At 35.5% G+C, this 23,635-nt stretch carries 15 protein-coding genes and 1 pseudogene; 5 read left to right on the forward strand and 11 right to left on the reverse strand.

The window, feature by feature from the left end; all coding sequences use genetic code 11:
- Window positions 1-383: 383 nt before the first annotated feature.
- The 6 genes from ACU1LP_RS03265 to ACU1LP_RS03290 form a co-directional block, all read right to left on the reverse strand.
- Window positions 384-1,142, reverse strand: a complete 759-nt coding sequence (locus tag ACU1LP_RS03265; protein ID WP_445735552.1) for an outer membrane beta-barrel protein — start codon at window positions 1,140-1,142, stop codon at window positions 384-386.
- A gap of 198 nt (window positions 1,143-1,340) precedes the next feature.
- The gene (locus ACU1LP_RS03270; RefSeq protein ID WP_445735553.1) at window positions 1,341-2,921 is read right to left on the reverse strand and encodes a hypothetical protein; all 1,581 of its coding nucleotides are present in this window, start codon (window positions 2,919-2,921) and stop codon (window positions 1,341-1,343) included.
- Window positions 2,922-3,487: 566 nt separating this feature from the next.
- Window positions 3,488-5,635, reverse strand: a complete 2,148-nt coding sequence (locus tag ACU1LP_RS03275; protein WP_445735554.1) for a cation:proton antiporter domain-containing protein — start codon at window positions 5,633-5,635, stop codon at window positions 3,488-3,490.
- 257 nt (window positions 5,636-5,892) lie between these two features.
- Window positions 5,893-8,205 (reverse strand): TonB-dependent receptor plug domain-containing protein, encoded by a 2,313-nt coding sequence (locus ACU1LP_RS03280; protein WP_445735555.1) that lies wholly within the window; start codon window positions 8,203-8,205, stop codon window positions 5,893-5,895.
- Window positions 8,198-9,088 (reverse strand): FecR family protein, encoded by an 891-nt coding sequence (locus ACU1LP_RS03285; RefSeq protein ID WP_445735556.1) that lies wholly within the window; start codon window positions 9,086-9,088, stop codon window positions 8,198-8,200. Before ACU1LP_RS03285 ends, ACU1LP_RS03280 begins: the two co-directional genes overlap by 8 nt.
- 129 nt (window positions 9,089-9,217) lie before the next feature.
- Complete coding sequence (locus tag ACU1LP_RS03290) at window positions 9,218-9,733, reverse strand: RNA polymerase sigma factor (protein ID WP_445735557.1); 516 nt, start codon at window positions 9,731-9,733, stop codon at window positions 9,218-9,220.
- Between the two features lie 148 nt (window positions 9,734-9,881).
- On the opposite strand from ACU1LP_RS03290, the gene ACU1LP_RS03295 reads away from it, so the two are divergent.
- Complete coding sequence (locus ACU1LP_RS03295) at window positions 9,882-11,663, forward strand: hypothetical protein (protein ID WP_445735558.1); 1,782 nt, start codon at window positions 9,882-9,884, stop codon at window positions 11,661-11,663.
- Between the two features lie 373 nt (window positions 11,664-12,036).
- On the opposite strand, the gene ACU1LP_RS03300 is transcribed toward ACU1LP_RS03295, so the two are convergent.
- Window positions 12,037-12,162 carry a hypothetical protein gene (locus ACU1LP_RS03300; protein ID WP_445735559.1) on the reverse strand — a complete coding sequence of 42 codons (126 nt, stop codon included), beginning with the start codon at window positions 12,160-12,162 and terminating at the stop codon, window positions 12,037-12,039.
- 55 nt (window positions 12,163-12,217) lie between these two features.
- Between ACU1LP_RS03300 and ACU1LP_RS03305 the strand changes: the two genes are divergently transcribed.
- From ACU1LP_RS03305 to rpe, 4 genes are all read left to right on the forward strand, one after another.
- Window positions 12,218-13,654 (forward strand): glycosyltransferase, encoded by a 1,437-nt coding sequence (locus ACU1LP_RS03305; protein WP_445735560.1) that lies wholly within the window; start codon window positions 12,218-12,220, stop codon window positions 13,652-13,654.
- A 740-nt stretch (window positions 13,655-14,394) separates the two neighbouring features.
- A complete protein-coding gene (locus ACU1LP_RS03310; protein WP_445735561.1) occupies window positions 14,395-14,769 on the forward strand; it encodes a hypothetical protein in 375 nt (124 codons plus the stop codon).
- A gap of 506 nt (window positions 14,770-15,275) precedes the next feature.
- Entirely contained in the window at window positions 15,276-16,139 is an 864-nt protein-coding gene (locus ACU1LP_RS03315; RefSeq protein ID WP_100610046.1) for a sigma-70 family RNA polymerase sigma factor, read from the forward strand.
- Window positions 16,140-16,401: 262 nt separating this feature from the next.
- Window positions 16,402-17,064 carry a ribulose-phosphate 3-epimerase gene (gene rpe / locus ACU1LP_RS03320; RefSeq protein ID WP_445734671.1) on the forward strand — a complete coding sequence of 221 codons (663 nt, stop codon included), beginning with the start codon at window positions 16,402-16,404 and terminating at the stop codon, window positions 17,062-17,064.
- A gap of 8 nt (window positions 17,065-17,072) precedes the next feature.
- Here rpe and ACU1LP_RS03325 read toward each other — a convergent pair.
- The 4 genes and pseudogenes from ACU1LP_RS03325 to ACU1LP_RS03340 all read right to left on the reverse strand — a co-directional run.
- Window positions 17,073-17,189: pseudogene (locus ACU1LP_RS03325) on the reverse strand (CBS domain-containing protein); the annotation flags it as partial.
- A gap of 124 nt (window positions 17,190-17,313) precedes the next feature.
- A complete protein-coding gene (locus tag ACU1LP_RS03330) occupies window positions 17,314-19,851 on the reverse strand; it encodes a fused MFS/spermidine synthase (protein ID WP_445735562.1) in 2,538 nt (845 codons plus the stop codon).
- 125 nt (window positions 19,852-19,976) lie between these two features.
- Window positions 19,977-21,062: a hypothetical protein gene (locus ACU1LP_RS03335; RefSeq protein WP_445735563.1), complete on the reverse strand. Its 1,086-nt coding sequence runs from the start codon at window positions 21,060-21,062 to the stop codon at window positions 19,977-19,979.
- 296 nt (window positions 21,063-21,358) lie between these two features.
- Window positions 21,359-23,635: TonB-dependent receptor domain-containing protein (locus tag ACU1LP_RS03340; RefSeq protein WP_445735564.1), on the reverse strand; the 2,277-nt coding region annotated here is incomplete at its 5' end.

Here is a 23,635-nt window from a genome sequence, read left to right on the forward strand (position 1 = left end):
TTTAGCTCTGCGTAAGCCCAAAGTTCCGCTTAACGGATTTAGTGAAGCCATAAATGGTTGTATTAACAAATTTTGTGAAGAAACGAATATAGATTATTTGTTAAATACATGATTTGAAAATGGCAGTAAATCGTCGAAAAAAATCTTTTTTAGTGCTATTCATCTGATTTTTTGTAATTTATATCGATAAAATAGTCTTGAAAATGGTGTTTTCTTAAACGAGGACTCTTTTTAAGTTTTGAAAGAAGAAAGATTTGAATCGATAGATTTAAAACTTATAAGGTAGTGTTGTTTCTGTTGATGTTCAGAACCAATTATTAATTATTTTTAGCTTTAAATAAATTGTAAAGGCAGCAGGAATCTTATTTTCTCTTTTTAGATATTCATAATTTGTGGGCTCTTTTATCAAATCTGGTTCCAAGGGAAAACTGATATTGCAACCCTAACTCCAAACCAAAACGAATATTATGAGTAGTTCCCTCTGGTTTTGTGTTGCCAGGAATCTTGGAATAATATGGAGTATTGTCTGCGGAGTTAATATCGTATTCATATCTTAAGTTTACGGCGTACAAAACTTTATCCGACACAAATCCTTTTAAACCTATGCCACCGATGATGCCATATAAAAAATCATTATGGTTTAAACCATTATAATTTGGATTAAACTCATTGTTTTCTGGATGTTCTGAAAATATAATCTCAGCATAAGTGGATGTAAATGTCCTTAGTTCATAGATGCCTTTTATAACTGTTTTGTAATATTTAAGGGAAGAAAATTGAAAACCTTGGCTAAAAGTTAAAAACAACTTTTCATTTAATGGGTAATAATATTGAAGGGTTATAGGGAATTTAACATATTCAAAATTCATATTTATTCTAATGTTGTCTGCACTATTATCTCCAAAATGATATTTTTCATTTTGTTTAGTATTTTCAATACCTGTTTTTATACCCCAATGGTCATTCCAGTTTTTTTCAATGGTTAACCCGTAACCAAAACCATTTGGAAAGTCTTGTTTGTCTCTTAGATAATTATATTCCGAATTCACTCTTTTAAAAAGAAACGGACTGGCGTTAATACCAACTTGCCAATCATTAAATTGTTGAGAATAACCGGTTAAGGAAATTATTGCTATTAACATTAAAATTATTTTTTTCATAGGTAGATATCTGTTGTTTTTTAACTGTTATATTTAATTATTGCGGGCAGGTGCAAGTTCGGGTCGCATATCATCATTAGTATTTACTATCAATTTTCGCTCACACTCATTTAGTAGATTAAGATTTTTTTTATTAAGTATGCTGTATTTAATTTTTCTAAAAACAGCATACTTAAAAATTTAATATTTTACAATTGTATGGGTTTCTATATGATTATCAAAGGTAATTGCTATATACATTGTGTTATACGAAAACATGTAAACATACACCATCGCAGATGACTTATTGTACATTTGAGTTGAAGATAATTCTTGCCCAAATATGGTATAAAGTTTTATAGTAATAGGGTTAGTTGTGGTAGGTACAATAGTAGGGTCGCGTAATGAAATATTGGCAGCATATCCACCTGAAGGGTTAGGTGCTACAATATAATATTTAGATGGTGGCGTTTGCGGTGGTGTTATAGTAGTTGTGCCATCATTCCAGACAAAGTAACGCCATGCCCCCCAACCGCAAGCATTTTTAACTCTACATTTAAATTGTATAGGGTTATCTGTGGGATTTGGTCCGTTAAGATAAATATTGCATTGCTTGCCAGCATGAGTGGCACTATTATATTGACCATTTTCCAGAAAGTAAAAATTACCGGAAATTTTTTCCCACTGCCAATCAGAATCCTGTGGCACATAACTGCCAACAGGTGCGGTTAAAGAAAATAATAAATAGTTATTATTTGCAACAACATTTAAATTGCAAGGCGCGCTATCTGTAAAACAGTTATAACCATACATGGTTGGCATAGGCGAACCAAAAATGATGTTTCTAGATATAGTTCTTGTTTCGTTGCAAGCATTAATTAAAGTTGCTGTCAATGAAACATTACCTTGTGCAACCTTTGTTAAAGAAGCTGAATTGCCATTGGTGTTAACTATTGTTGCTACATTACTATTACTAGAACTCCACGATAGAACGGAAAGTCCTGCTTCTAAACCTGAAACAGAATAATTACCACTACCACAAACAGTTTCACTTCCTGTAATATACGCTGAAGTGTTAAAAACGGTCCTGGTGGTTGTTTTGGAAGAATTTTTTGAATAATTAGAATCTGCTCCCAACCTTTTAACGGTACATGTAACATTATAGCTCCCAGATAATGGCGGAGTGACGGTTACTGATGTGCCAGTGTTTACCCCAACAATGGAAGCACCATTACTCGTTGTCCAAATTCTTTGATTACTATTTGTATTGTTTGAAAAGGAATAGGTTTGATTTGCTTGGACACAACTTGTTATAGTTGAAGGGCCTTCAATATTTGGAGCAACTATTCGTTCAACAGTCACGGGTTTCACTTTTGGTAAGTAACTAAAATAACCAATATGCTCACCAGTACTCTTTTTTATGTATATGCCACTTACTTTTACAGTAATATTATCATCACTAATGTAAGAACCATCTCCCCATTGTATTGGAACTGTTTTTGGATTTGAATTATTGAATGTGCCATCATAATAATAGCTACCATGGTTATCGGGACTGTTTATATAGCCTAAAACTAAATTGGTATCTCCATTAGTACCTGTACTCACTATCCATTCGGTAATTTGATAGGAATCTGCCTTTACACCTGCGCTATTTGTGGGGTAAACATGATTAAAAGTAAAAGTGTAATTGTAAGGAACGCCAACTTCGACGCTTGAAGGACCACTAATGGAAACCGATTGTTGTGCTGAAAATGGATTAGAAAAAAATAAACAGCACACTATGCAAGAAAAATATATGTTTTATTTTCATGATTTTAATATTATTGTTTGTTAAGATCAAATAGCTTGAAAATTTGCAATATTCTATTTACCTTAATGTCTATTGGCATAAAGTTCTAAAATGTTTATTGTATATAAATAAACTATACATTTTGTCTATATGTTCAGTCTATAAAAAAGGTCTATAAAGTCTATTTTTCTTTAGGGATAAATGTTTGGTCTATAAATTTAAATAAAGCTGTCTAAAAACTTTAATTAAACGCTATTACAATTATTATTTAGAGAGCAAATAAAAAAACTAGCGCTAGTTAAAAAGTACTCTTTCTATCCTCAACTTATTTTTTGCATAGACAAAACAAACAATACGTTTTTTAGACACATCAAAAATATAAAAAAGAAATAATAATGTAAGATTTTTTTTGTGAAAATAATTGTTATTTCTTCGAAAATACGAAAAGAGATTACGGGTTTACCGTAAGAGAAGTCTTTTTATTAAATGATTATAAAATTTCAATCCTAAAATCCTGGAACAAAACTAATTTTATCTTTTAATCTAATTCAACTAATCATTTCTTCCTAAAAACATTCGCAATCGATTTCCCTATTTCATCCAGCTTTTCTAAAGGTTCCAATAAGGAAGGATTATTAAATTCAATGGTTTCATTAATGGTGAGGTTTTTCATAATAGGACAGACCAAAATAAAATTATTCGATTTAAAATAACGGTTTAAGTAAATGGAAATGTTTTTTATATTTTTATGGTAAGAAGGCTCGTCTTTTTTGGTTAAAATAAAAATTAAATTGTCATCTAACTTAATATTGCTAGAAAGTGCTTTGGTATTGTTCCAACTATTAAAAGTGATAAAATCGGCATCAATAGGATGTTCTGTATGCACATTTTGAATGACTTTTATAGTTTGTTCGGTGCCATAAAAAATGAGTTTAGCACCAGTGTTGTAGGATATATTCCAAATATTCAGTAGCCAAAACGGGAAGCCAACTTCATTTTCTACGTTATTTGGCATAATAACAATGTGTCTTTTTATGGTAGCCATAGGCTGGGACGCTTTGTAGATAAAACTTGTGGCGTTGCATTTTGACAACACACCTTCGGTCAATTCACCTAAAAATGACTCGGAAATATCAGTTTTAACATGTAGGCCCAAAACCAAATCGGTCGCTTTTTTTTCTTTGGCAACATTTAAAATGCCATTCATGATATTCAAATCATAACGCAGCAATTTATTGAGTTTAATATCGGTAGAAGCCCCAATTTTTATGGCTTTATCAAGTAATTTTATGGCGCTGGTTTCTGCATTAACATCGGTAGTGTCGTTGTTTATAACGTGCAAAGCAAACAACGCATTTTTATTTTCCTTGGATTTTATAATGGTGCTCAAACTGATCAGTTCCTCAACCGTATCGGCATTGTTAATGGCAATGACAATCCTTTCTTCGTTCCCCACATTTTTTTTGTCTTTTGCCGTAGATTGAAACAACGAGAGGTTTCTGGCACCTTTTTGAACCACAAATGTTGAAATGGTACAGGTAATTAAAATCATGATAATGGTGCCGTTTAAAATGCTATCACCTAAAAGTCTAATGGGTTCGCCCGTGGCGGTTTCACCAATAATGATGTTGTAACCCACGGTTACGGTTGCCAAGGTAACGGCAGCATGGGCAATGCTCAAACCAAAAATGATATGGCGTTCATCTGCCGAAAATTTAAACGATTTTTGTGTTGCCAATGCCGCAAAAAACTTGGCTAAGGTTACGGCAATGGTCATAACCCCGGCCACCAAAATAGTTTCAAAATCCGTAAAAAAAACGCGGTAATCAATGAGCATGCCTACGCCAATAAGGAAAAAGGGAATAAAAATAGCGTTTCCAACAAATTCAATCCTGTTCATTAATGGGGATGCAGATGGTATGAGCCTATTAAACGCAAACCCAGAAAGCAGTGCGCCGATAATGGCTTCAATGCCTGCTACTTCGGCTAAAAAAGCGCCTAAAAATAGCATGGCCAGCACAAATATGTATTGCGAAATAGGGTCGTGGTTGCGTTTTAAAAACCATCTACCAATAATGGGGAAGCCATATAAAACAATAATTCCAAAAACGATTACGGATATGATGAGGTTAATCCAGAACTGGGCATCTACCGTGTCTTTGGTCATGCCTACAATAATGGCAAGTACCAAAAGTGCGAGGGTGTCGGTTATCATGGTACCACCCACCACGAGGTTTACTGCTCGGTTTTTTGTGATTCCGAATTTACCTAAAATGGGGTAGGCTATTAGGGTGTGCGAAGCGAACATACTGGCAAGCAACACCGAGGTCATTACAGAGAATTCCAGCACATATATACCAACTAAAATCCCAAAGACCATGGGAATAAGAAATGTGTACAACCCAAACAACAGACTTTTAAACTTGTTTTTTTTGAATTCGTTCATGTCTATTTCCAAACCTGCTAGAAACATGATGTAGAGTAAGCCTGCTGTACCAGAAAGAATAATGCTACTATCGCGCAGCAATAAATTAAAGCCGTTGGGACCAATAATTGCACCGGCAACAATAAGCCCAAGAATATGCGGGATTCTAAGTTTATTGAGAAGAATAGGGACCAATAGAATGATGATTAAAATAATAAGAAACTTTAATACCGGATTGATAAACGGAAGTGAAAAATCCAAAATGTTCAATAACAACATAGTCCTTATATTTTTCAACCAAATATATGAAATGCATTGTTTCGTTTGCTAAAATAAAAAAAGAAGCGTAGAGCAAATGTTTTTATGGATTCAAGAACCTTTGTGCAACTTCGTGTAAAATTTTGTGAACCTTTGTGGAACAACAATTACACAAAACACACCAAGCGAAAACCATATTAAATTAAGAGTCCATTATAAGAGGGATAAGACTATTTTTAAAAGTGTTTGCTGAGAGAAGGTTGAAATGGAAATGAAGTCTAAAAATGAACTCTTAAACTCACATTCGGAGTGATGCCTAAGGATTGATTTTCAATTTTGGTAATCTTTTCATCAACCAAGGAGTAATAGGTGTTTAAAATGTTCTTTTTGTTGAAAATATTCCAAACGGAAGCACCAATTGTGGCATGTGAACCTTCGGAAACATTAAAACGATACGTCGCAGAACAATCGGCTCGTAGGTAATCTTTTAAATTGGAACTATTGGGTTTGGAGTAGGTAATTTCATTGTTATCTGTATCGTCATTGGGGTTTGGAAGGGTAGTGGGCTTTCCGGAATGCCAATTTAAACCCATTGCGAATTTAAAATGGTTGTGGGTAAAAGTACCCGCAAAATCAACGACATGTTTTATGTCGGCATTATTTGGGAACGTTTCCCCATTGTTTAAAGCATCAAACGTGTAATTATTAATGCTGTACGCGTATGAAACCCAAGCACTAACAATATCGCTAAATTGCTTGTTCAACAAAAAGTCGATGCCCTTAATTTCATAACTTCCCATACTGTTAACAAATTGATATTGGTTTTGGAACCCTTGGCTTCGGGTAGTGATACCGTTTACTTTTTTAATGTAAGTTTCGGCACTTATCAATAATTTGTTTTTGTTGTAATGAACACCTACCGAAGCTTGTTTGCTTTTTAAAACGGGAATGTCTTTATTGTTGGAGAGGATCCATCGGCGTTTTTCAATGCCTAAAAAATCGTTTTGCAAATCGATGATTTGTGTGGTAGTCTGACTTTTAAATTCACCCAAAATCTCCATCCTAAAATCGTTTAAAAAGCGTTGGCTAAAACTTAATCTGGGCTCCGCAAAAAGCATATCGAATTTTTGAATGTAATTCAATCGCGCACCTAATTTTAAATTCGTTTTTGCGTTGCTGGACAATAAACCGGTTTTGGCATAAACAGCATGGCTTCGAATCACTTCTTTTATATAACTTCTAAAAGCCGGATTGTTAATATCCTCTAAATTGCTGATGCCAACTTCGGTAAATTGATACCCACCATTTATTTTTAGTTGATGGTTTGGGGCGTAATTAACATCCAGTTTTGCGGCACCATCATACACTTCGTTCTCTTGGATTAACCGCTGATTGTTGGTAATATCATAGTTGGTGGCATCCAAATCGTAATTCGAGACATACATTTGCGAGGTTGTTGAAAGCGATTCGCTCCAATCTCTCGTATAGGTTATTCCAGTTGCAAGATTTTGTTGGGACAGTTTGCTGTTAAAAGCCTCGTTTCGGTCGTTGACTGTGGATTGTTCGTCGTAATTTAATTGGTTATTGACGTTTAAAAAATGAATTCTAATCCTATCTTTTTTAGTGATATCGTACAGTAGTTTTACATTTACGTCATAAAAGTAAAACCGTTCGTTTTGCGAAATGGAGTTTCTGTTTTCGTTGGTTAAATCGGAATCCTGGAAAATACGTTTGAAATACTGGTTGTAAGTAGGGGTTAAGATCAAATCGGTTACCGAACGGCGCGACGACAGTTGTAACTCGGTTTTGTTTGATAACGGAATTTTAGCAAAACCATCGGCATTTATCAAATTAAAACCCAATCCCGCTTTAAATTCGTTGTCAATTTCATCGGGTAATTGCATATCGATAACGCTCGAAATACCATCACCATACTTGGCGCTCGTGCCATTTTTGTACACATGAATGCGTTTTGTAGTGTATGGGTTAAAGGCGGAAATCAATCCGAAAAAATGCCCGGATTGATACATTTTAATGCCATCCCAAAGCAGAAGGTTTTGGTCGTGCGTACCTCCGCGAACGTTAATATTGGACACCGTTTCGTCGGTACTTAAAATACCCGGAAGTGCTTGAATGGTCTGCAACACATCGGGTTCTATCAACCCGGGAAGAATACCAAACGTTTCAGGTTTGATGGTAATGGAGCCATCGTTGAGTTTTGTAATACCCGTAGTTAGGTAATTGCTAAGAATAACTTCTTCTAGTCGTTGTGTTATAAATGAATCGGTTTTGCGTTCAACATTTTTTTTTATGGCCACAAAACGTTGGTCTAACAGTTCGAAATCCAGTTGGGTCCCAATTTTTAGTAATTCCAGCGCTTCTTCCAACATTAAATCGGAATCAGGAAGTGTGCCTTCTTTATCTTTAATCGCATTATCTACATAAGAAAAACTAATGTTGTATCGGGCTTCAAGAATTTTTAAAATGGAAATAAGCGATTGCTTTTCTTTTTGAACGGTTTGCGCATGTAGATTGGCAATATTCAAAAAAAACAGTAAATAAAAAATAGAAAGGCATCCTTTTCTACTCACGCTTTAAGATGATGGTATGGTTTGTTTTACTATATGTTACGTGCAAAGGTAAAGTAATGGCCTTTAAAGCAACCTCTAGATTGTTGTGCGCAAAACTTCCTGTAAATAATTGGTTTGTGTCAATATCCAATAGTGTAATATTTACATGGTACTGTCTTTCAAATTCTGCTATAACTTCTTTATAAGGTATGCTTTTAAAAGTGCTTTCATTATTTAACCACGAAGGTGTTGGGCTGTTTTCTTTTTCTTTAGCAATTTGTTTCCCATCAATAATTAAAAAACTGTCGCCAGGTTTTAATTTTGTTTCTTGGGAATTGTAAGTAACGCCCACGACCCCTTCGTAGCAAATAACCTCAAAATAATGGTCCCGTTGTTTTACATTAAATTGAGTACCGTAAACCTTAACGGTTCCGGACCTTGTTATAACATGGAATGATGAACCTTTGGCAACTTTAAAAAAAGCTTCGCCTTCAAGGGTTACTTCGCGTTCGTTTTTCCATGAATTTTTATTGAATGCCAAAAGGGATTTCGCATTTAACGACACACTAGATGCATCAGGTAGTTCAATGGTTGTTTTTTGGGCAAACGCTGTTGTAACCGTAGTATCTATAGTAGTTGTATAATAGTACAAGCTAAAGGCTATGGCAAGTATAGCGGCTACACGCATAAATGGTTTTGCCCAATGTGTTGGTTGCTTTTTGGTGGTTTTTAAAACGTTTTTCAATTCACTGGAAGTATCGTAGCCATCAGCTTTAAATGCTTGCACGCTATCATTTAACTTAACCAAACCATCATAGTCCTCAAGCATTTTAAACGCTTCAAGTTCCCGATCATTTAGATCGTTGTCCAACCATTTCGATATTAATTCTTCTCTGTTCATCATTTCGATATTCAATTATATAACAGGTAACTTTTATTTTTTCCTACCATCTATTAAAAAAAATTCAAAGTTTAAGGTTTCAAGTTCAAAGTTCACTACAAACCTGAAACCTGGAACTTGGAATTTTGAACATTACAATTCCTTAATATCCTTCCGCAACTTTTCCAATGCGCCATAAATTCGTTTTTCAACGGCTTTGGTCGAAATGTCCAAAATTTCGGCAATTTCCTTAAAACGCTTGCCTTCAACCCGGTTCATCATAAAGGCTTCACGTTGTGCATAGGTTAAATTAGATAAAGCTTTTTGTAATTTATCCATATACTCGGTTTCCTGCATCAAAAATTCAGGGTTCTCGTTCGTGTACATTTTAGGTTTGGTTTTTTGGTGCTTTAAAACAACCTTTTGGTGCGCCACTTCATTCAGCATTAAATTATTGGCAGTGGTAAAAACAAAACTCTTTGCTTTATCGGGGGTTACTTTGGCGCAATTTTCCCATAACTTAATAAAGGCCTCCTGCACTTTATCTTTTGGGTTCAGCAAATCGCCATACCTATAATATAGGAAGTTGTGTAAATCTTTGGCATATTTGTTAAATATGGAAGAAAACAAATGCTCTTCGCAAATGTTTTCATGAAAAGGTCTATCCATTTAAATTGGTGATTGTGCCACTAAAGTAAGTTTTTTAAAACTTTGAAACTTTGAATTTTTGAATCTTTTTTTTAAAAGAGGGTAGGGATTTTTATAGTTATCCTGTTTTATATACAAAAAGCTATGTTTAACCCAAAAATCAAGAATCATGAAAACTAAAATGAGAACATTATTACTAATACCTTTTTTTGCCCTTTTATTGTTTACATCATGTCAAGATGAAGTAATTGATATTACACCACCTAACGAAACGGAAGCGCTTGTTGCTAACTCTGAGTTAACAAGTATGATAAGCGCCACGGCTAAAATGGACGGATCTGCCGATAACATTATTGACAAAGCCAGTTGTTTATCTGTTGCATTGCCTATAACTGTTAAGGTAAATGGCATTGAAATTATTATAGATTCTAAAGAAGACTATAAAACCATTGAAGCCATTTATAATAAATTTGAAGATGACGACGACCGTTTGGATATCATCTTCCCAATAAAAATCATGATGGCTGATCATGCTGAAATTGTTGTAAACTCTCGTCAAGAATTAGAGGCATTGATAAAAGAATGCCGAGGTGAAAACGAAGAAGATGACGATATAGAATGTATCGATTTTCAGTACCCTATCTCGTTTTCAGTGTACAACGCAAAATTTCAAGTTATTAGTGTTGTTAAAATTGAAAGCGATAGAGATCTGTACCATTTTATCAAGCGCGTCATCAATGCCGAAGTTTTTGCAAGCCTTAATTTTCCGGTAACCATGGTTTTGGCAGACGGATCTACCTTTGTTGTAAATAACAATAAAGAACTGGAACTCGCCATTAGGGAAGCAAAAAATACCTGTGATGAAGATGATAACAATGATTATCATGATGACGATTTCACAAAAGAACGTTTAGATAACTTGTTGAAAACCTGCCCTTGGGTGGTTAACGAATTCCAACGGAATGCTGCCAGTTTAACGGATTCTTACCGCGAGTACCTTATCACTTTTAAGGAAGATAATGTGGTTAAAGTTCGTACTAGATTAGGCGATATGCTAACCGGTACATGGGCAACACGCATTACCAACAGAGGTGCTTTAATAAAATTAGAGTTCGATACCCTGGTGGATTTTACCCTAGAATGGTTTGTTTACGATTTAGAACCTGGTAGAATTAAATTATACCAAGAAGGCGGAAATAAAATCATCTTAAAGAAAAACTGTGATGTTGTTATAGATATTACTAAAGAGCGTATTGAGAAATACCTGCAGGAATGTTATTGGAGAGTGGCGCGTTTAAGTGTTGCCGGAGCCGATAATGAAAAAGATTATATAGGCACACCATTAAAGTTTTTACCAAATAATGAGGTTAAAATTAGAATAAACGGCGAACTTGTGGCAGGTACTTACGAAATAGGGGTTAGAAATACAGGTTTCGTTTTAAAAATAACGCTCGATGGCAGGCCCGATTTAAAACTGGAATGGTTAATTACATTTTTGGAGCCAGGATTGATCAAGCTTGAAAGCGCCAGCAATAAAATGGTGTTGGAAAGACATTGTTTTAATGCCGATGACGACCTAAATTATGTTGAAAAGGTTCTTGTGGCAGGTATATGGCAAGTTGCAAAATACGACGATGGTTTGGTACATGCAGTCAATCCAACTGAAAACTTCCGGAATTTTAACATGGATTTCATGATAACAGGAAGAGTGAAGGTAACAAATGAAGTTGATCCAAACACCATGCCACCCAATCTCCTTATTGAGGGCTCATGGTTGGCTTACAGAAGCGAAGGTTTATACCTTGGATTAAATTTTAGAAATCAAGCACCGTTTAACGAGCTAAATTTTAGATGGAAAATAAAATCAATAACACCAGATAGAATAGAGTTAAAAGATTTAAGTGCTACAGGAAATGTAGAAAGAATATTAGTGCTTGAAAAGAAAAATTAATTAAAGAACTGGTTCAAAGAGAATTCCTCGAGGTCAATCCTCGAGGTTTCCATTGAAATTGCCATTCCCGTGAAATCGCAAGATTCATGGATTCATAATTTACGGGAATCTAAATAAAGATTTTCTTTATTCTGTTGTCGGTAAAAAGGAAACTTGCTTTTTTGGTTGGGTAGGTTAATTATCAACCTAGGTTTCCTTTATAAAGGTTGTGGAAGAAAAATTACTTTCCAGTTCATTTTTAACATCCCAAAAGTAAGGGTGCGCCAAGACAACGTAAAATATACAGACATTTTAGAAATTTCAACTAAATAATTTCTTTCACTGTTCTACCAAAATAAAAAAACCCCGACAAATTATAATTTGTTGGGGTTTTTTATGAGCTCATACTGTAAGATTCTCCACCAACCACTCTTTGCCTTTGCGCTTTAACATCTTTTAAGGTTTGATTGAAGGAAACACCCGATTCCAACTTTTTTCTTAAAAAACGCTTAAAAAACATCTGAAATGATTTTTACGACGTAAAAAGATTAAAGTTAACAATCAAAATCAAATTTATGAACATAATAGAACCCATTTCAAAGTTGCTGAAAAAGCAAAAAAGCATAACATTCCATTCCCTTCAACCTTATTTTAAAAATCTATATATATCATCCATTAAAACCGCCAACTTTTGGGGGATTTTAGTACTAACCTGTACTTTCCTTTTGATCATTGATGCCGTTTATTTAGGGTTTGTTTTACAAAAAGATTTCGAACAATTCCACATAGAGCGGTTGAGTTCCGCATGGGGACTTTCTCTTATAATATTTTCAGGCACGTTTTTTATTTTTAAAGGAAGTTTCTTCATTTATACGTTGTATCGCTTTTTTAAATACAAGTGCATCGCATCCGTAACCGATGATGAGCTTCCAACCTGTACCGTCATAGTACCAGCCTACAATGAAGGCAAACAAGTTTGGGACACATTGATGAGTTTAATAAAAAGCGATTATCCTGCAGAAAAACTGCAGTTATTGGCCATAGACGATGGTAGTCTAGATGACACTTGGGACTGGATGTTGGAAGCAAAAAAACGATTAGGCAATCGTTTGGAAATTTACAAACAGCCAAAAAACAAAGGAAAACGCCATGCGCTTTACAGAGGCTTTAACCAAGGTACCGGAGAAATTTTTGTGACTGTTGATAGTGATTCTATTGTAAAACCAGATACCTTGAGAAATTTAGTGAGCCCATTTATTACAAACAAAAACTGTGGTGCGGTGGCAGGAAACATTCGCGTACTGAACAAAGAAAAAGCCTTATTGCCAAAAATGCTTGATGTTAGCTTTGTTTTAAGCTTTGAATTTGTGCGCTCTGCGGAAAGTAGTTTGAATTCCGTTTTGTGCACACCTGGAGCTTTAGCTGCCTACCGTAGCAAGGCCGTATTTGCTTGCCTCCCTGACTGGATAAACCAAACGTTTATGGGGCAACCCTCGGACATAGGTGAAGATAGGGCCATGACAAACATGATCTTGAAACAAGGTTACCATGTATTGTTCCAAAGAAATGCTTACGCCTATACCAACGTTCCTGAAAAATACCGTGGACTGTACAAAATGTTCATTAGATGGGGACGAAGCAATGTGCGCGAAAACATTGAAATGTCAAAATATGTTTTCAAAAATTTCAGAAAAGGCTCTAAAACAGGCACGCGTTTGCTGTTTTTAAGCCAGTCGGCAGAAATAATCATGACCTATCCCTTTTTGATAGCCATGCTGTTTTTTGTATTCAACCATCCTTTATTATTTGTGAGCTCCACATTTTTAAGTATCATGATATTATCCACCTTCTCCATGATTTTTTACGCAAACAGATATGAGATCAAAGAGTCCTTTTGGGCCTATACGTATAGTATTTTATACACTTTTGGGCTGTTTTGGATTACGCCTTACGCCATTGTAACCGCCAATAGAAGAGGCTGGTTAACACGTGGTTTGGCAGAGAAGAGATGATTTTTTTTTTAAAACACTAAGTTCAAATAGCAAAAACCGCTTCAAATTTTGAAACGGTTTTTTTATATACGTTTTTAAATAAAGAAGTGGTTTAAACTTTTAAATGACTGGGATCTATTCCTCTATTTGGAGGGCCAAGAGGTAAGTTTAAATAAATTTTTTTGCTAAAGATTCTAAAAATTTAAAGCATCAACTAAAGGTATTCCCCTCCTTGGAGGGGCTTAGGGGTAGGTTTTTTATTCTTTCAATTCAATCAAAGCGCACTTTTTCCTTACGAGGCAACCCACCCCTAACCCCTCCCAAGAGGGGGGAAGTAACGTATGGTATTTAATTTTAAGTAATTTATCATATTCTACACAAGTAAAGATTCAAATTCGGTTTTAAAACGTGCAGCACTTGTGTTTTGTTAAACAATGTATAATATGCAATTTGTAAGCGGTTTCTTTACATTTTTCCGGTTTATAAATTGGAAAAAGTTTAATATAGTAAATAGCTTATGTAACTTGAAAGGATTTACAGCAGTTAAAAAGTAGTTCAGAGGATGTGATAAAAAAATTATCTTTACAGGGCAACAGTAACTTTACAGGACAGCAGTAATAAAAAAACGAACCATAGCCTGACCTATTTATGATGTATGTGTTTGTATGCGTATATAACCCTTAAACCTTCACATAAAACCCAAAACGTTAAATGCTGGTAAAAATTTGTTTTTTCCGCTCACTTTCATTACATTATGGGTTATGATTTACGAAGACAAAGAAAAATACTCAGACATTTTAGAAAATTCCATTACCTATTTGGAAAACCACGGTTTCGAGAATATCAAAGCCGATATGGAGGGTTACGAAACCCCGAAATCGTATGCAAAAGTAGGAAGCGATATTAGCATTACTCCAGATATTGTTGCGGAAAAGGAAGGCAGAAAGCATTATTTTGATTTAAGTTTGAAATCTGAAAAGCCTAAGTTGTTAAAATCCAAATGGTTGTTTCTTAATACCTTAAGCAAGTTAAAATCATCCAGATTCAGGCTCATTACAGCTCGTGGGCATTATGCCTTTTCGCAAGATATGATGGAAGCCATCAATCTTAACAATAAAACGCTCATAAAGATTTGAGACTGATTTTTCCGCACTACACACTGCATTAGGGATAGTAGTGGAAAGCTTTTGGCGAGCGGACGCTTCGAGCCAAAACTTGTAACGGATAGCCCGACTTTTTGTATATCCATAAGTTTGTGGAACTACGGGAATTATGAATACAAAAAGTAATGCCATTAAGATACTTCTTGAACTGGTTTAAACTTTTTTCAATTGGCTTCAAAATGATATTTTTCACTCACTTTTTGTCTTTTTATAACTCCGTAACAATGCTATGCAGTTCAAAAAAACCTTCAATTGAGCAAAAAACCTCTTTCCGATAGCTATCGGGATTTCGCTTCAACCAAAAAAGTTTAAACCAGTTCATTGGTAAAAACGCACATTTATAGTGGCTTATGTTGATTATTGTGCCCTAAAAATAAAATGCAAAAATTAAATTGAAACTTTTTGTAACAAAATGCGTTATTTGAACGTATAACCACTGAATAACAAAATTCATTTTTAAACTTAGAGGAGAACTTTAGATGAGACAACTTAAAATTACGAAGCAGGTTACCAACAGAGAAACGGCTTCGTTAGACAAATATCTTCAAGAAATTGGAAAAGTTGACTTAATTACCGCAGACGAAGAAGTAGAATTAGCACAACGTATCAAGGCTGGCGACCAAGCGGCTTTAGAAAAATTGACCAAAGCTAATTTACGTTTCGTGGTATCGGTAGCTAAGCAATACCAAAACCAAGGTTTAACATTGCCCGATTTAATTAATGAAGGTAATTTAGGCTTGATCAAAGCGGCACAACGTTTTGATGAAACACGTGGTTTTAAATTTATATCGTACGCTGTTTGGTGGATTCGTCAATCGATTCTGCAGGCATTGGCTGAACAATCGCGTATTGTACGTTTACCGTTGAACAAAATTGGTTCTATCAATAAAATCAATAAAACATTTGCGTTTTTAGAGCAAAGCCATGAGCGCCCGCCAAGTGCTGAGGAAATTGCAAAAGAATTGGACATGACGATTAACGATGTTAAGGAGTCCATGAAAAACTCGGGTCGCCACGTAAGCATGGATGCGCCTTTAGTTGAAGGGGAAGATTCCAACTTATACGATGTATTGAACAGTGGCGAATCGCCAAACCCAGATAGAGAGTTATTGCACGAATCGTTGCGCACCGAAATTGAGCGTGCTTTGGAAACGTTGACGCCTCGTGAAGCAGACGTAATCCGTTTATACTTTGGTTTAGGAAACCAACACCCCATGACCTTGGAAGAAATTGGAGAAACCTTCGATTTAACCCGTGAGCGTGTTCGCCAAATTAAAGAAAAAGCCATTAGAAGATTAAAACACACTTCTAGAAGCAAAATATTAAAAACATATTTAGGTTAGTAAACCATTTACGACCAAATTACAGTAACAAACAGTTACACATAACTGTTCGTTTTTTGATTGATGAAAGAACCCCCGGCTGATTACCGGGGGTTCACTTTTTAAGCCCATCTTCCGTCTTCCCGAAGGGAAGAAACTTTCATAAAAAATAAACATACTTTTTAAGGAGAGGGACTTTCAATACTAACTAAATATTCTTTTAAGGAGGGGGACTTAAAAAAGACTTTTCTATATTTGCAACACTTAAAACACCACATACATTATGAGTTCTAAACTAATTGCGCCTTCATTGCTTGCCGCCGACTTTGGAAACCTTCAACGCGATATAGAAATGGTAAATAAAAGTGATGCCGATTGGTTTCATATTGACATCATGGACGGTGTGTTTGTCCCAAATATTTCTTATGGCATGCCCGTTTTAAAAACTATTGCAAAACATGCAAAAAAAACAATAGACGTGCATTTAATGATTGTTGACCCTGACCGATATATAAAAACCTTTGCCGATTTGGGAAGTGATGTTTTAACGGTTCATTATGAGGCTAGTACACATTTGCACAGAACATTGCAAGCCATTAAAGCAGAAGGCATGAAAGCAGGTGTGGCATTGAATCCGCATACAAACGTCATTCTTTTGGAAGATACGATTATGGACATTGATTTAGTGCTTATTATGAGCGTAAACCCTGGGTTTGGGGGTCAAAGTTTTATTGAGAACACCTATGCTAAGATAAAACAGCTTAAAGAATTAATAATACGCAAAGGTGCTTCAACCATTATAGAAATAGATGGTGGTGTAACTACTGCCAACATAAAAGCGCTTGCTGATACTGGTGCCGATGCTTTTGTTGCTGGCAGTTTTGTTTTTAAAAGCAGTAACCAACTTAAAGCCATCAAAGATTTAAAAGCTGTTGCAAATTCTTAAACAGGCCCTTAAAGTTGCTTGACAAAATAGTTCAATAAATCCCTGCTTGTAACAATTCCCACCAAAACACCTTCATCTGCAACAGGTAATGCATGGAACTCTCTTTTTGCTAAAATAGTGGCCGCTTGCTTTAGCTTAAGGGAGAGGAATCGCTATCTGAATGAACGATCTAAAGAACGGAAAGCAAAGTGTTGAACCTGTATTTGATCTAATTACTAGAGTAAAAATAAAATACTACTAATTTTAATTCTACGTTGATTTTTCCTTAATTGAAAAATTAGGTGCTATTAATTGAATTTGTTTAAGAATTTTATTTGCTTCCACCCTTTTTCCATTAGAAAACAATTGTAAATATTGGAAATACAACAGTCCAACTTCTGCATATTTAATTTCGTATGATGGTAAATTAGAAAGATAAGGGTCTTTGTTCGCAGGAAGGTTTGTTGCCAATGTAGTAAATAATTTTTCCAATTCCTGCTTAACAATATAGGTTTCATTACCTGCATTGGCTTGTTGTGATAAAATGGGTGATCTAAATTCCACAGTACGTAAATTATCGTTATTTATTCCAATTTCTGAAAGCTTATCTTTAATTGCTTTTAAGTTTCCCAGATAAAATAGGGCAGCCATGTGGCTGGCTTTGGTATTGGATTTGTTGTCTTGGATTTCAACAATATTTGAAATATTTTTTTCAAGTACGTCCTGTCTTAATCGTGATTCCGCTTCTTGACCAACAAGGGCAATGCTTGCTTTTATGTTTGAAAAATCTGCACGCCATAACGTTACTTCAGGAAATACTGTGGCAAATGTTTTAGTGATAATTTCAAAACTTTCAGGCGTTAGTTGGTACAATGGGAGCCATTGTGCAAACAAACCGCCTTTTTTAAGATGCTTTTTTGCCTGCTTAAAATGTTCAACAGTATAAAGACTTCCTGTCCCGGCATGCCAAGGCGTAAAAAGATCTCCTACGATAATATCAAAGTTTTCGGTAGAGCCAAGTAAAAAATTACGGGCATCATCTGCAATAATCTCGACCCGCTTATCATTGAAAAGATTGTTAACCCAAGGAGAAAAATATTGTTTTGCGGCCGGAATGACGTTAGAAACCAATTCGACAACTACAACACGTTCTACATCATGGCTTAAGGATGCACCAGCAGTAATCCCAGTGCCCATTCCTAAAAATAAAGCCTTTTTTGGTTTTGGATGAATTAACAGGGGAATATGACCTTGCATTTGTTCAACTAGGATAGAACGGGAATCCCCAAGCACATAAAAATTATCCAATCTCATCTGAATATTTTTGTCAGATTCTACTATTGAAACAACGCCATCACTGGATTGCCACGTTTTTAAAATCTTTTCACCTTTTTCTAAAAGTACTATTGGTGGATTTGCCAGAGAGACAACTCCAATAATCCCTATTATAGGTATCCACAACCATTTTTTTATGGTTTTATTATTAAAATTAAATGAAATAAATAGAGCTAAACATCCATATAAAACAGCAATAACTTTAATAGTTGTCCAAATCCCAATGGCATCGAGCAAAATAAATCCAACAATAATTGGACCAATCGTACTACCAATTGAGTTAAATAAAACCAATTTACCCACAAATTTTCCAGGAGCTTGGTTTAAAAAAGGAGACGTTTTTAGCAAAAAGGGGAAAACAGCACCAAAAATTACCGTTGGAAAAAATACAACCAAAAAACTTAACTTAAATACAGCACTAAGGTATGCAAGCCAAGATGCACTTGGAGCTAAATAGCCTAACCCATTAGTTAAAGTGTTAAATACATAAGGCGATAACCCAACACTTATGGCACCTAATAATAGAAGGATTAACAGGACATATTTCGTGTTACTGGATATTTTTACTAAAATATGGGAAAGAAGTCCACCAATTCCTAAAGCAAAAAGAAAAACGACTAAAATTGCTGAAAATGAATAGATGGAATTTTGTAAAACCTGTGCAAACATCTTTGTCCAAATGGTTTCGGCTGATATAGCCAATAAACCAGAGGAAAATGCTAATATATTTAACTCAAAATAATTAATGTCATCTAACTTATTTATAATTTTAGAAACTTTATTGGCCTTTTTAACTACTGGTGTTTCTTTATTGGTCACAAATAGCCTATCTATTAAGATTGCCATAAAACCAATACTTGCCACTAATACTATGGTAAAATAATAGGTGGTATCCACACCATATTTTGATAGAAGAAAAAACCCAGCCAATAAAGCTCCAATGGAAGCACCTAAGGTGTTTACCGCATATAATATAGTCCCTCTATTTGCAAGTTGACGTTTCTCCTTTCCAATAAATTGAGCTAAAACAGGAAAAGTTCCTCCCATAAGCACCGTTGGAAAAAGAAGTAATACAATACTAAAAGTGAACTTTAATATGGTAAGTAAACTTTGTTTACCATGTGTAAGTGTCACTAAAGAAGCATAGTGTGTTTCATAGAATTCAATTCCCGGGATTAAAAGTAAAGCTGTTAAGGCGATTCCAATCTCTATTAATCCGTAAGCAGAAAGTGGACGCTTAAATTTGGCTGAAGCATTCCCTAAAAACCATCCACCAATTGCCAGTCCAAGAAAAAAGGCAGCTAATGTACCTGCTGTTGCATAGGCTGCATTTCCAAAGATTAATCCTAAACGATACATCCACACCACCTGTAGTATGAGTCCTGCAGTACCAGATAAAAAAAATAATAGCAATAAAACAGAAAAATACTTTGAACTTATATTGTTAAATGCTTTAATAATGGTTTTAGTCATAGGTAAATAATTGGTATGCCAAATTTAACATAAATATTTCTAGTTTCTGAATGAACCCATCAATAAAAAAAGAGGTTATTTCAACCTCTTTTTAATTCAAAATAATTATAAAACAGCCCTTTTTCTTAGTCTAAACATCCTACATAATTAGGATTATTAGCCTCAGATTGAGGAACTGGAAACTTAAGATTGGAATCATAACTACCACCTTTGAAATAAGAGCCCCAAGGGAACACATCAGAGGCTTGCATGCCATAAACATCTACAAGACGTCTTAAATCGCCTTGGCGATGTCCTGTACTATACAACCAAAAAGCTCTTTCAGACATGTGTGCTAACATAAGTGCATCACCTGTTAACGCAGAAAAATCTAAAGCAGGAAGGCCCATAGTTGCTCTAAGAGCATTATGAATAGTATGAGTCCCAACTCCACTATCCGAATCTGCTTGAGCCTCAGCCTCAATTAAACGGGCTTCAATTCCTGAAGCCAAGACAACAGATGCATTTTCATCCGTATATTTCAATTGATTATAATATAAAGTAATACCATCTTGTCCAATTTCAGTTCCGCCATCCCATGGTGTACGAGGATCATTCGCTGAACGGTACATTAAACCATTACCTCCTTTGCCATCAGCTATTGAAAACTCACGTCTCACTGTACTCATGGTAAAGATGCCATTTTCTTGTCTGAAACTGTTATCCGAATGCTCTATGTTGTAAACAAAATCTGTTGCTATAGTAGCGACTTCATTTGCAGCAGCACTAATTTGCCCCAAACCTAGCAATGCACGAGCTTTTCCTACACGAGCTAGACTAACTAAATCAGTATTACCGTTACTACTTGCCGATGCCTGTTCAAACCAAGTAATAGCCGCATTAAACATTTGGTCTTGTGATAATGGCTCTCCATAAATGATAGCGCCCCCATCGGATGGTACTTTGCTAAAAGGCACACCGCCACAAAAGGTTTCAGCAAACATAATATAAGCATAGCCTACAATACTTTGCATTTCACTTTCAACTTCCGGGACTCCTCCAAAGCCTTGGGCTAACTCTATAGCAGCTTCAGCCCCAGCACGTGCTCGATGCATATTTGAGAAAATTCTATCCATATCACTATTGGTGTTTTGAAGAATTCTGGTATCGGCTTCTCTTCTGGTTGGAAAAGTACCAGAATAAGAGTACTCATCGGCCATTAAGCCACTCATTGATATCAAACCAGTTGTGGCACCATGTCCAGCAGAAGAGCCACTCATTGCTACAGCAAAATCGCTTAAAGAACCAGCTTTAAGAGTTTGTATTCCTGGCTCACTGTTTAATGATTCAGGAGTTACAATATCTGGATCGGTGACATCCACTATGCTATCACATGATACTGTTCCAAGCGCAAGAAGTAGTGAAAGGCTAACTAAAAATAGCCCTAAACTTCCAGTTATATTTATTTTTTTTATTAATTTTTTCATAATTCGAGTATATCTTTATTATTTATTAAATAATTTAGTTATTAAAATGAGAGATTTAAACGAACCTTCCATGAACGCGTTGGTGGCTGGCTAAGAAATTCCTCAGTTGCGAAATTTGATTGTCCAGTTGAACTTATTTCAGGGTCTAGTCCAGAGTAATCGGTCCATATACCTAAATTCTGACCAGATAAAGTAAGACTCACTCGTGAAAATCCAATATTACTAACAAATTTTTGTGGAGCATTGTAAGTAAGCGATATTTCTCTTAACCTCCAAAACGATGCATCTTCAATGTACCCAGCATTGGTACCAAGAAATTTAGAGGCTACCGCTCTTGCTTGTCCAGCCAGAGATGCATTAGGATCATTTAATTCTTGAGTATTACTATTGCCATTTCTCCATGCTCCAGTATTGTTGTAAAGTTTTTGGCCTCCTTTATAATTCAATAATCCCCTAAAAACCAAGGCATTATTAAATAATCCTACAGTTGGAGAAAATGTAATATCAGTAGTAGCAAATGGCGTTCCTAAATAAGCAGTTTCTCCTATTTGAACTTCATTTTGGCCTATAAAACCATCTCCATTAGCATCATTATATGTATATTTTTCATCCCAGTAACCGCCTAAAGGATAACCCTCTACATGTCTTTGAACACCATTAAAAATTACAGGTTGAATTCCTTCTCCTAATTTTTTAAGTTCAGTATCAATAAATGATGCTACTATACCTAGGTCGAAATAGAATTTTTCAGTTTCTACGATGCTTGTATTTAAAGTGATTTCAAGACCTGAATTTTTAACCGAACCTATATTTTCAAAACGACCAGCACCAACTCCCAGTGAAGGAGCTAATTGTCTAAAAATCAATGCGTCTTCTGTTTGTTTGTTAAAGTAAGTTATATCAAGACCTATTCTATCAGAGAATAATTTTACATCTGCACCAAATTCCAATTCTGTTGACCGTTCTGGTTTAAGTTCAGCATTTCCTACACCACCAATGGTAACACCTGTAACACTAACACCATCTACAGTTGCAGCAACTGGATTAAAAAAGCGCAATGCATCATTTGTACCAGGTTGTACACCGGAAGCACCCCATGCGCTTCTTAATCTTAATGAATTGATCCAGCTTTTATCATTTGGATTAAAGAAATCTTCATTTGATATTAACCAAGAAGCACTTAATTTAGGATAATAAACTGATTTGAAAGAAGAACCAAATGAACTTCCTCTATCTGTACGTACGGCTCCAGTTAAAAAGAGTTTATCATTAAACCCAACTTGTTCTTCTATAAATGCACCCATGGTACGCTGTTCTGTAGTTTCTTCATTACTTAGGGTAACAGCTGCACCAGCAATAGAGTTACTACCGGCTACCAATTGCAGCCCTGTTGTAAAAGTACCTTGCGTTAGTTTTTGCAAATATTGAAGCCCTATAGATGAACGTGATGTTATGTTTTCAGAAAAATTTGTACTATAAGAACCCACGGCATCCAATGTATAAACAAAGTCGTTAAACCTGTTTGAGAAACGGGCACCTTTGTCATAGTTTAGAAATGCTGGTGCTTTTCCGGTAGGAAAAAATTGAGAATCCCATCGCGATGTAAAATCAAGGCCTCCAAATACACGAACATTTATTTTTTCAGATGGTTTCCAAATGGTTTCCAATCCGTTGGTAAAACGATTTATCAATTGTCTTGTATCAATGGTAAAGAGTTCTGCGGGCGTAAATTCACCCCAACCATTATTGACATCAATTGAAGATGTACCACTAAGGCCTTGACTCATTAAACCAAGTTCAAAATTATCGTTCAGCGGTAATTCCAAATTACTATTTGTATAACTGGTAGTTAAACTCATCTTTAATTTATCAGTGATCTGTGCTCCAAAATTTCCCCTGAAATTAGTTTTTTTAATATTACTTACCGGTAAAACTCCTTCATTGTCGCTCATGCTTCCAGATAGGAAATATGTAAGTGTTTCGCTCCCACCTGATACACTTAAACCAGCACCAACCGATTGGCCGGTACGGAAAGGTGATGTACGGGGATCGTTAAGCGGTTGAAAAGAGTTGACTACACTGGGCACAAATGTTCCATCTGCAGCTTCAAAATTAAAGCCAGGGTTTCCAGAAGCATCATATGCCTGATAGTTTTTAGGGTAGGTAACGACATCTTCTACGAAACCAGTTTCCATAAATGCAGACCATCTTGGGTCACCAGCCCTACCTTTTTTTGTTGTGATTAAAATTACACCATTTGCAGCAATGGAACCGTAAAGTGTTGCGGCTGATGGCCCTTTTACAACTTCTATGGACTC

Source organism: Mariniflexile sp. (assembly GCF_052728615.1).